7 protein-coding genes are annotated in these 11,105 nt (G+C 74.5%); 3 read left to right on the forward strand and 4 right to left on the reverse strand.

The genetic code is table 11. The features are described from left to right. Positions 1-24 precede the first annotated feature (24 nt). Genes C1I95_RS03505 through C1I95_RS03515 form a run of 3 tightly spaced genes read right to left on the reverse strand, consistent with a single transcriptional unit; the run spans position 25 to position 3,982 of the window. Positions 25-2,124, reverse strand: a complete 2,100-nt coding sequence (locus C1I95_RS03505) for an iron ABC transporter permease (RefSeq protein WP_111212304.1) — start codon at positions 2,122-2,124, stop codon at positions 25-27. 5 nt (positions 2,125-2,129) lie between these two features. Continuing rightward, complete coding sequence (locus tag C1I95_RS03510) at positions 2,130-3,110, reverse strand: ABC transporter substrate-binding protein (protein ID WP_111212290.1); 981 nt, start codon at positions 3,108-3,110, stop codon at positions 2,130-2,132. A gap of 38 nt (positions 3,111-3,148) precedes the next feature. Next, positions 3,149-3,982 carry an ABC transporter ATP-binding protein gene (locus tag C1I95_RS03515; protein ID WP_111212291.1) on the reverse strand — a complete coding sequence of 278 codons (834 nt, stop codon included), beginning with the start codon at positions 3,980-3,982 and terminating at the stop codon, positions 3,149-3,151. A 314-nt stretch (positions 3,983-4,296) separates the two neighbouring features. Between C1I95_RS03515 and C1I95_RS03520 the strand changes: the two genes are divergently transcribed. After that, positions 4,297-6,006 (forward strand): hypothetical protein, encoded by a 1,710-nt coding sequence (locus C1I95_RS03520; protein WP_111212292.1) that lies wholly within the window; start codon positions 4,297-4,299, stop codon positions 6,004-6,006. An 88-nt stretch (positions 6,007-6,094) separates the two neighbouring features. Here the strand turns inward: C1I95_RS03520 and C1I95_RS36125 are convergent, their stop codons facing one another. After that, positions 6,095-6,670 (reverse strand): hypothetical protein, encoded by a 576-nt coding sequence (locus C1I95_RS36125; protein ID WP_233513347.1) that lies wholly within the window; start codon positions 6,668-6,670, stop codon positions 6,095-6,097. 410 nt (positions 6,671-7,080) lie between these two features. On the opposite strand from C1I95_RS36125, the gene C1I95_RS03530 reads away from it, so the two are divergent. Both C1I95_RS03530 and C1I95_RS03535 read left to right on the forward strand, forming a co-directional pair. Beyond that, entirely contained in the window at positions 7,081-8,043 is a 963-nt protein-coding gene (locus tag C1I95_RS03530) for an AraC family transcriptional regulator (RefSeq protein WP_158566274.1), read from the forward strand. Between the two features lie 120 nt (positions 8,044-8,163). Next, positions 8,164-10,911: an AAA family ATPase gene (locus C1I95_RS03535; protein ID WP_111212294.1), complete on the forward strand. Its 2,748-nt coding sequence runs from the start codon at positions 8,164-8,166 to the stop codon at positions 10,909-10,911. Positions 10,912-11,105: the final 194 nt, after the last annotated feature.

Raw genomic sequence — 11,105 nt, forward strand, 5'->3', positions numbered from 1 at the left:
TGCGGGCCGGGTCGCGTCCGGGCGCTACCGGGGTGGGGACGCCGAGGCGCGCGAGCGCCACAGCAGCCAGACGAAGTACGGGGTGCCGATCAGGGCGGTGACCAGGCCGGCCGGGATCTGGGCCGGGGCGATCACGGTGCGGCCGAGGGTGTCGGCGAGGCTGACCAGGGCCGCGCCGATCAGCGCGGCGACCGGAAGCACCCGGGCGTGCCGGCCACCGACGAGGGCGCGGGCGGCGTGCGGGCCGACCAGCCCGACGAAGCCGATCACACCGACGGCGGAGACCGCGGTCGAGGTGAGCAGCGCCGCCGCGCCGAGCGCGACCAGCCGGGTGCGTTCCAGCCGGACGCCGAGCACCCGGGGGGTGTCGTCGTCGAGCGTCATCAGGTCCAGTTCGCGCCGGGCGGCGACCACGGCCGGGGTGAGCACCAGCAGGGCGATCGCCACCGGCAGCACCTGGGTGGCGGTACGGCCGTAGGTGGAGCCGGAGAGCCAGGTCAACGCCTTGCCGGTGTTCCAGGGGTCGAAGGCGACGATCAAGAAGGTGATCATCGCCAGGCCACCCTGCCAGGCGCCGAAGCCGATCAGCACCAGCCGGTCGGAGCTGAGCCCGCCGCGCCAGGCCGCCCCGTAGACGAGGGCGAAGGCCAACATCGCGCCGAGCCCGGCCACCCCGGAGACGGCCCACACGCTGGCCAGCGGCACGAAGGTGAGCAGCGAGACCGCGCCCAGCCCGGCGCCGGCGGTGATGCCGAGGATGCCGGGCTCGGCGAGCGGGTTGCGGCAGACCGCCTGCACGGTGGTGCCGGCGACCGCGAGCGCCGCGCCGGCCAGCATTGCCGCGGCGACCCGCGGCCACCGCTGGTCCAGCACGAAGGTGTACGCCGGCCCGGTGCTCCCGTTGAGCCAGTTGGCGATGTCGCCGAGCAGCACCCAGGTGTCCCCCGCGAGCATGCCGAGCAGCACCGCGGCGACGGTGACCGTGCCGGCGACGGCGACGACACCGCGGCGGAAGGCCGCCGAGCGGACCGCCACCGGGCCGCCGGGCGGGCGGCGGGTGGGGCCGGCGTCGCGGTGCCGGCGGGCCAGCCAGATGAGGATGGCGGCGCCGAGCAGGGTGGTCACCACACCGGTGGGGATGTCGACGCCGGCCTGGCCGCCCATGACGGCCCGCAGCAGCACGTCGGAGCCGAGGACGATGACCACCCCGGCGAGGCCGGACAGCGGCAGCAGGACCCGGTGCCGGTGCACCCCGGGTACGAGGGGGGCGAGCAGCCGGACGATCACCGGCGCGCAGAGGCCCACGAAGCCGACCGGGCCGGTGAGGGTGACCGCCGCGGCGGACAGCAGCACGGCGAGCACCGTGACGAGCAGTCGGGTACGCCGCACGTCGAGGCCGAGCACGGTGGCGGTGTCGTCGCCGAGGGCGAGGATGTCGAGGCGGTGCCCGAGCAGCATCAGCGCACCGACGGCGGCACCGATCACCGGCGCGAGCTGGGTGAAGGCGGTCAGGTCGCTCTGTACCAGCGAGCCGTTGCCCCAGGCGAACAGGCCGATGGTGGCCTGCTCGAAGAGCAGGAGCAGCAGGGTGGTCACCGAGCCGAGCGCCAGTGCGGTGGCCGAGCCGGCGAGGATCAGCCGGGTGGTGCCGGCCTGCCCGCCGGCCGACATCGCCATCACCAGACCGGCCGCGGCGAGCCCGCCGCAGAAGGCGAGGCCCCCGGCGGGCAGCGCGGGCAGGGTGATGCCGAACGCGGCGACCGACACGATGGCCAGGTGGGCGCCGGCGTTGACGGCGAGGGTGTCCGGCGAGGCGAGCGGGTTGCGGGCGATCGACTGTAGGGCGGCGCCGGCGAAGCCGAGGGCGACGCCGATGGCCAGCCCGGCGAGCAGCCGGGGCAGCCGGGAGGCGACCAGCACCCGGGCGGTCTCGTCGTCGCCCCCGGTGAGCAGGCGCAGCAGGTCGAGCGCGCCGATCGAGGAGGTGCCCTGGGTGAGGTGCACCGCCGCGACCACCAGCAGCAGCGCGGTGGCCACGATGAAGGCCCCGGCGACGCGGGGGGCCGAGAGGCGCCCGGCCGGAGCCGGCCGGACGGCCGGCTCCGGGCGCGGGGGCGCGGTCAGCGCGGTCACACCGCGTAGGTGTTGACGAGCTGGTCGATGTACTGCTTGCCGGAGAGCGGCCCACCGAAGGTCCAGATGCCGTCGGGCATCCGGTGCAGGTTGCCCTGCTTGACGAAGGGCAGCGACTTCCAGATGGCGTTGCCGGCGAGGCCGTCGGCGAAGACGTCGGCGCCGTCCGAGGCGTTGTAGAAGAAGTGCAGGTCCGGGCTGGACAGGGCGGTCAGCCCCTCGACGTCGGTCTGGCCCAGGCCCCACGCCTCGTCGGTCTTGCCGGTCCAGGCGTTGGTGAGGCCGAGCTGGATGCCGATCTGGGAGACCAGCGCCCCCTGCCCGAACATCCGGACGCTGACCGTGCTGCCTTCCTTCCAGCCGTCGGCGATGGCGAACGGCTTGCCGGCCGCGCCGGCGCCGGCGATCTTCTTCTTCCCGTCCGCGACGGCGGCGTCGAAGTCGGCGAGCAACTGCTGCGCCTCGGTGGTCCTGCCGACCGCCTTGGCGATCATGTTCAGGTCCGCGCGCATCCGGCCGAGGTTGTCCGAGGCGTCGCTGCCCTTGGTGACGATGACCGGGACGTACTGCTCAAGCTGGGTCACCAGGTTGGCGCCGCGGTCGTCCTCCATGACCACCAGGTCGGGTTGCAGCGCGACGATCGAGTCGACGCTCGGCTCGCCCCGGGTGCCGACGTCCTTGGCGCCCGGGTCAAGCTTGGCGGCGCTGACCCAGGTGGCGTAGCCCTTGGTGTCGGCGACGCCGACCGGCATGACGCCGAGGCCGACGAGCATCTCGACCTCGCCCCACTCCAGGGCGACGACCTTGGTGGCGGGGTTGTCGAGCTTGATCTCCTTGCCGCGGCTGTCGGTGACGGTGACCGGTCCGCCGGCGGCGGCGGAGGCCGCGGGCTCGGTGGTGTTCTCGGTGGTGCCGCAGGCGGCCAGCAGCAGCGCGGTGACGGCGGCGACCAGGGCGGTGACACGGGTACGGGACATGACGTTCTTTCTCTGGTGCGGTTGCTGACTGGTCTGGTTCAGACCGGGATGCGGGTCAGGTGCCGGCCGACGGGGCGGGTGGTCACCAGTCCGGTGAGCGGATCGGCGGTGACCTCGATGGCGATCCCGTAGGTCTCGGTCAGGTCCTGCTCGGTGAGGACCTCGGCCGGGGTGCCGGTGGCGCGGATCCGGCCGTCGTGCAGCAGGACCACCTCGTCGGCCACCGCGGCGGCCTGGTTGAGGTCGTGCAGCACGACGCCGACCGCGACGCCGTGGTCGTCGGCGAGGTCACGCATCAGGTCGAGGATCTCGACCTGGTAGCGCAGGTCGAGGAAGGTGGTGGGTTCGTCGAGCAGCAGCACCGGGGTGTCCTGGGCCAGGCAGGTCGCCAACCAGACCCGTTGCAGCTCGCCGCCGGACAGCTCGTCCACCGGCCGGTCGGCCATCGCGGTGACCCCGGTGACGTCCATCGCGCGAGCGACGGCGGTGGGCCCGTCGGGGTCGTCGGCGCGCCAGCGGCCCCGGTAGGGGTGGCGGCCGTAGCCGACCACGTCGCGGACGGTGACCCCGCTGGGCACCGGCCGGCTCTGGGCGAGCAGGGTGACCCGGCGGGCGAACTCCTTGGCCGGCAGGCCGGCCGCGGTGCTGCCGTCGGCGAAGTGCACCGTGCCGCTGCCGATCGGGTGCAGCCGGGCGAGCGCCCGCAGCAGGGTGGATTTGCCGCTGCCGTTCGGCCCGACGAGGGCGGTCACCGCGCCGGGCCGCAGGGTGATCGTGGCACCGTGCACCACGGTCGTGCCGTGGTAGCCCAGGCGGAGGTCCACCCCGCGAAGGCTCTGCTCGGCGTCGCCCGACGCAAGTCCGCTCGACATGAGGTTAGGTTAACCTAACCTAACTTGCTGTCAAGGCGGGGGGCCGGCCGCCGTCCACGGTCCGGGTGACGGCAACGTCCCAGGTAGACACAGCCCTATGCGTCGCCCAGGAACGCCGCAGGCCACCCTGGGTGGACACTCCCGTCCCGCCCGGATACCCCGACTACGCGCGGACGCCGTGCCGGCACCGCCCGGTGAGCGGCGCGAAACGGTACCGGGGTGGGACGACAGACCCGCGATAGCAGCGGTAGCGTTGCGCGTCACCGCCGCCGGGCCGCCGGTATGGCGCTCGCGATTGGTACGGAGGATGGGGCATGTCCATCGGCGAGGAGCCGTTCGCAGCCCGCGACGACCTGGCCTCGCGGCCGAACTTCGAGGTCGCCCTGCGCGGGTTCGACAAAAAGCAGGTCGACCGCTACGTCGAGCAGATGGACGGCCGAGTCGCCGCGGTCTCGGCCGAGCGGGATCGAGCCCTCAAGCATGCGCGGGACCTCACCGCCAAGCTCCAGGCGTTCCAGGGCGAGGTGGCCGAGCTGCGACAGCGCCCCGCGCAGATGGACAGGGCGTCCTTCCGGGACCTGGGCCCGATGGTCGACCAGATCCTGGACCTCGCCGAGAAGCAGGCCGGGGCGATCGTCGAGACCGCCACGCAGCGGTCCGGCAAACTCCAGGCGGAGGCGGAGAAGACGCTCGCCAACGCGCGGGAGCGGACCGTCAAGACGCTGGCGGACCTCGAAGAGGAGCTGGCCGGCCGACGGGCCGAGCACGAGAAGACGTACGAGGAACTGCGTACGGCGGCCGACGCCGAGCTGACCGAGACCCGCGAGCGGGCCGACAAGCTGCGCGCCGAGGGTGAGGCCGCGCACGAGCGCGCCTTGCAGGAGGCGAAGAAGATCGGCGAGCAGTGCCGCCAGCAGGTCGAGCAGGCGCGGTCGGCGGCCGAGGCGCTGGCCACCTCCGCCCGTACGCAGATCCACCAGGAGATCCAGGCGGCCCGGTCGAAGAGCCAGCAGGAGCTGGCCCAGTGGCGGACCACCGTCGAGGAGGAGCTGGCGGAGCGGCGCGCCACCGCCGAGGAGGACCTGACCGAACAGCGGGCGGCGGTCGAGCGCGAACTGGCCGCCCAGCGGTCCACCGCGGAGCAGCGGGTCAGCTCGATGATCGCGGACGCGCAGCAGTACTCCGCGGAGATCCGCAAGCGCGCCGACGAGCAGGCGGCCGAGGTCCGCGAGCAGAGCGACGAGCAGGCCGCAGCCGCCGAGGAGCAGCTCCACGCCGTACAGCTGGAGGTCGGTCAGCAGCAGGACGCACTGGCCCAGGTGCGGGAGGAGCTGGACGGCGCCCGGCAGCAGCTCGACGAGACCCGCCGGGACAAGGACGCCACGGACGCCGAGCTGACCGGGCTGCGGCAGCAGCTCGAGGACACCAGCCGGGAGCTCGCGGCGGAGAGCCGGCGGCTGGACGAGGTGCGCCGGGCCGTCGAGGCCGCCGAGCGGCACGCGAAGGAGACCCGGGCTCGGGTGCAGCGGGAGGCCAAGCGGGTCGCCGACCTGGCGGCCGCGGCCGTGATGGCCGCCGCGGCCGGCGGCGGTGAGACCGCCGAGTACCCGATGGTGGCCGCCCGCGCCGCGAACATCCCGGCGCCCCGGGCCGGCGGGGAGCCGGGCATGGCACCCCTCGGCCGGCCCCAGCCCGGCGAGGACGTCGCCGGCCGTACGGACGCCGTCCCGGTGGGTGCCGACCACGCCGGGCCGGCCACCGACCGGACGGCGGCCGAGGACACGGACCCGGCCACCCATGATCCGGACGGCACCGACGATGGTCGGGCCGGCCAGCCGCAGCCCGAGGCCACCGCCGGCCCGCCACACGACCCGGTGGCCCGCGCGGCGGCGGCCGTGGCGGCCGGCGGGCCGGGCGGCATCGACTGGTTCGCCGGCCCCCCGCCGACAGGTCAGGACGAGGCCGACCGCCCGGCGGCCGAGACGACCGACACCGACCGCGCGCCCGAGCCCGCGCCACGCTGACATCCGGCCAGCGGGCCCCGTAGGCCGCCCCGTGCCCACCGTGGCGCACGGGGCGGCCCGGTCCTGGCCAGGGACGGGCAGTCGGAGATCAGAACGGTCGGCGCGGCAACCAGCCGAGGAACCGGTTCCGGGCCTGGGCCAACGGCAGGCCGGGCAGGTCCCGGGCGGCGGCGACCAGGCACGAGCCGAGGTAGACCGCGAGGGCGGCGCGGGTGCCCCCGAACTCGGCCAGCAGCTGGCTCTGCTTGACCGCGCACGGCCACTCCCGGCCACACCCGGTGCAGGTCCAGGCCGGCGGCGAGGGCAGGTGCTCCGGCGGCTTCGCCGAGCGGTAGCGGGCGGCGGCGCCGTTGTGCCGGCCCGCGTGGGCACGGACCGGCGGCGGGTCGCCTGACGGTTGCCGGGGGGTGAACAGTTCCCTGCGCGCCAACCCGAGCGTGCCACCGACCCGCACCAGCGCGTCCGGTCCCGGGCGGCACCCGACCAGGGCGCCCAGCACGTGGTGCCCCAGCAGGTCGAAGGCGCCGGGCCCGAGGTCGAGGTCCCGGCACAGCGCGATCAGCCGTGGCGGTGCCACCACGCACTGCATCACCAGGGCGGCGCGCAGCACGTCCCGCAGAGCATCGCCGAGGGCGGCCAGCCGGGTACCCAGGATGCCGGCCAAGAGTGGCTCCCCGGCGATCCACCGGAGCGATTCAGCCGTCGCCAGACGAACGATGTCAGTCGGATCCTTGGTCTCCAACGCGCCCATCCCTTATCTGTTCGGTCGACAGCTACCCCTCGTTTGGCACGATCCACATGATCAGGGATACGTTCAGTCACCGGCTAGGCCGACGCGCGCAGAGACGAGCGTGTGCTAGCCCGAAAACGAAGCCCCTGCCGTCGGCAACGAGCGACAGCCCGCCCGAAAGACGGGTATACCATGACAGCGACCTGGGATTCCCTCCTCTATGGATAGCATCAGCAGGAATCCTGACTTTTGACCATGCGCATCACCGGATCCACCACGTCCCGCGCCCGACGCCATCCGGCACGACGGGCCACGCGCCCTCCGTCCGGGTCGATGGAGTCGCATTGAAGACGAAGGTTCCGACCGCCCACCGGTTCGACAGCCACGACCCGGACATCATCCACGACTTCCTGACGAACGCCTACGGCATCGAGATGACGCTCCGGGCGGCCGGGAGCTACCGGTTCCGCCATCACCGCGTGGACGCCGGCCACTTCTGGCTGGAGACGGTGGAGCATTCCACTCGGCTGGAGATCGAGGTCGGCCGCGTCGGCGCGCTGGTGATCGGCCAGGTCGTCAGCGGTCAGATCGACCGTACCTGCGCCAGGGTGAGCGGCCGGTTCGGACCGGGGGACGTCTTCCTCGCCGCCGCGCCCGGCCTGCCGTACTCGGTGCGATGGCTGCCCGGCAAGGTCAGGTTGTGCGTGCTCAACCTCTCCGTACTGACCAAGGTGACCGGCGGTGCCCCGCCCGACCGGGTGGGAACGATCCAGTTCATCGGGTTGGCTCCCGCCTCACCGGCGCTGGCCCAGCTGTGGCGGAACACCACCAGCTACGTCAACCACGTCGTGCTGGGCAACCCGTACGCGTACCAACAGCCGCTGGTGATCGCCAACGCCGCGCGGATGCTGGCCGCCTCGGCCCTCGCGGTCTTCCCCAACACCACCGCCGGCTGGCCGACCACGACGGACCGGCGCGACGCGACGAACGCGACATTGCGCCGGGCGACGGCGTTCATCGACGAGTACGCCGACCGTGACATCGAGGCGGCCGACATCGCCGCCGCGGCCCAGGTCTCGCTGCGGGCCCTGCAACTGGCGTTCCGCCGCCATCTCGACACCACCCCGATGACACATCTGCGCCGCGTCCGGCTCGACCGTGCCCACCGCGACCTGTTGCAGGCCGATCCACGGCAGGAGACGGTGTCGGCCATCGCCTTCCGGTGGGGATTCCTGAGCCACAGCCGGTTCACCGCCCGCTACCACGCGATCTACGGGTTCCCGCCGAGCCGCACGCTGCACGCCTGAGGAGTGCGGTGTCCAGGGATATTTCCAGTGTCTGGACACCGCACCGGCCTGGCCGACCGCCGGCGGCGGCGCACCGTCCGCACGATGGTCACCGACCGTGGCCGGTGCCAGAATCGCCCCATGCGGCATGCGCTCGTCGGCCGGGACGAGGTGTTCGACCATGCCTGGCGCTCGTTGCGCGAGCCCGGGCCGGTGCTGCTGGAGGGTCCGGTCGGGATCGGCAAGACGGCGTTGCTGCGGGTGCTGATCGCCGAGGCTACGCAGGCCGGCTGGCCCGTGCTGACCTGCGCGCCGACCGAGTGCGAGACCGACCTGCCGTTCGCCGCCCTCGCCGACCTGCTGCGCCCGCTGGCGGACCTGGTGGTGGACCTGCCGCGTCCACAACGCGTCGCGGCCGAGGTGGTGCTGCTCACCCGGGACAGTGACGAGACGGTCGACGAGCGGGTGGTCGGCGCGGCCACCCGGTCGCTGCTGGAGGCAGCGCTCGCCGCGGGCCGGCCGGTGCTGGTCGCCGTGGACGACGCGCCGTGGCTGGACCGGCCGAGCGAACGCGCGCTGCGGTTCGCGCTGCGCCGGGTGGGCCCGGGGCTGGCCACCCTGGTCAGCTGTCGGAGCAGCAACGGGCCGGCGCTGCGGGCCGCTCCCCTCGGGCTCGACACCGGCCGCGGCCGGCTGACCCGGCTGGCCCTGACACCGCTCGACGTGGGGGCCCTGCACCACGTCCTCCGGGAGCGGATCGGGGCCACGTTGAGCCGCCCGCTGCTCGCCCGGATCGCCCGGGAGGCCGACGGCAACCCGCTGGTCGCCATCGAGGTGGCCCGCGCGGTGCAACGCCTGCCGCAGCCACCGGAGCCGGCGCAGGACCTGCCGGTGGCCTCGTCCATTCACCAGCTCCTCGGCGACGTGCTCGGCGGGCTGCCGGCCTGGTGCCGGGACGCCGTACGGTTGGCCGCCCTGCTCAGCGTCCCGCTGCTGCGGGATCTGGCGGCGGCCGGGGTGGCCCCTCAGGCGTTCGACGCCGCGGAGGAGGCGGGGCTGCTGGTGGTGACGCCGGTGCGCGTCGAGTTCGCCCATCCGGTGTACGCGGCGGCGGTCCGCGCCGGCATCCCGCCGGGTGTCCGGCGCGGCCTGCACCGCAGGCTGGCCGAGGTGGTGGCCGACCCGGACGAACGGGTCCGGCACCTCGCCCTCTGCACCACCAGCGCGGATCCGGTGGTGGCCGACGCCCTCGCCGCGGCCGCCGCCCGGCAGTACGCGCGGGGCGCGCCGGAGGCCGCCGCAAACCTCTACGAGGCGGCGGCGCGGCTCACCCCGGCCGACGACCGGGCCGGACACGGGGAGCGCCTGCTGGCGGCGGCCCGGTGCCGGTTCGACTGCGGCGACCATCCGGGCGCGCGGGCCGCCGCCGAGGCGGTGGCCGCCGGTTTCCATGGCGACGTCCGCGCCGAGGCGCTGCTGCTGCGCGCCGTGGTCGCCTGGAGCGCCGACGAGCCGGGAGTCACCGCGGTCGAGGCCGCCGGGCAGGCGCTGACGGCGGCGCGACCGGATTCTCCGCTGGCCGGCCGGATCCACGCCCACCTGGCCCTCTTCGTCGACCTGCCGGACCCGGCGCGCGCGCACGCGGAGGCGGCCATCGCCCTGCTCACCGGCCCCGGCGGCGACCGCTCGCTGCTGGCCGCCGCGCTGCTGCACCTGTTCTTCAACGAGGTACGCGCCGGTGAGCCGCCCCGCACCGAGCTGCTCGACCGCGCGCTCGTCATGGAGGGGGCGGAGCCCTCGTGGCTGGCCGGCACGATCCCGGCGATCTGGTGGAAGGCCATCGACGACCCGGCCCAGGCCCGGACCCGGCTGGCGGGACTGCTGGACCGGGCCGCGGCCCGGGGCGACGAACCCTCCCAGTACGAACTACTCAAGCACCTCGGCGAGACCGAGCTGCTGGCGGGGCGTTGGTCGGCGGCCGAGCGGCACATCGCGGCGGCCCGCGACCTCGGTGAGTTGCTGGGCACCGAACTGACCGCGGAGACCTGGCTGGCCGGGCTGCTCGACGCCCTCCGGGGCCGGCTCGACTCGGCGGGGCGGGTGGCCGAGGCGGGGATACGGCTCGGCGAGGAACTCGACGACGACTGGTGCCGACGCATCCACCTGCAGCTGGGTGCGTTCGTCGCACTCTGCGCCGGACGGACGGCCGAGGCGGCGGCCGGATACGGCCGGCTCGCCGCAACGGTCGACCGGATGGGCCTGGCCGAGCCGCTCGCCCAGCGCTTCGAACCGGACTGGATCGAGGCGTGCGTGGGCGCCGGTGACCTGGCCACCGCCCGGGCGACCCTGGACCGGCTGGCGGAGCGGCACCGGCGGATGCCCCGGCCCTGGACGCTGCTCGGCCTGGCCCGCAGTCGAGCCCTGCTGGACAGCGCCGGTGGCGTCGACCCGTCGGCCGCCCTGGACGACCTCGCCGCCGCGCGCGCCGCGGTGGCGCCGGATGTCCTGCCGCTGGACCGAGCCAGATGCCTGCTGGTCGCCGGCATGGTGCAACGCCGGTTGCGCCGCAAGCGCCCGGCCCGGGAGGCGCTACAGGTCGCGGCGGCCGAGTTCGACGCGATCGGCGCGACGGCGTTCGCCGGGCGGGCCCGGGCGGAGGCGGCCCGGCTCGGTGGACGCCCGCCCGCACCGTCGGACCTCACCGCCACCGAGGAGCGGGTGGCCCGGCTCGCCGCGCAGGGGCGGACCAGCCGGGCCATCGCCGACGAACTGTTCGTCAGCCCCAAGACGGTCGAGACGAACCTTTCCCGCGTCTACCGCAAGCTGGGCATCTCCCGCCGGGCCGAACTCGGTGCCGCGCTGGCCCGATCCAGCGACGTGAAGAGTTGATGCGCGGCGCGGGGCAGCGGCGTCCACGGCCGACGATCGCGCCGGCCGGGGCCAGCGCCATTCAAAGGCTAGTGGGCTGTCCATGAACGTTCACCGGGTCGGTGACACGCCGGGCGGCGTCCACGCGGACCAGGCGGTAGGGGCTCACCCTCGACGGCGGTGATGTTGGCTGCCGAGAGTGGGGTGGGCGGGTT

Origin of the sequence: Micromonospora craterilacus (genome assembly GCF_003236315.1) — a bacterium.
GTDB classification, from domain to species: Bacteria; Actinomycetota; Actinomycetes; order Mycobacteriales; family Micromonosporaceae; genus Micromonospora; species Micromonospora craterilacus.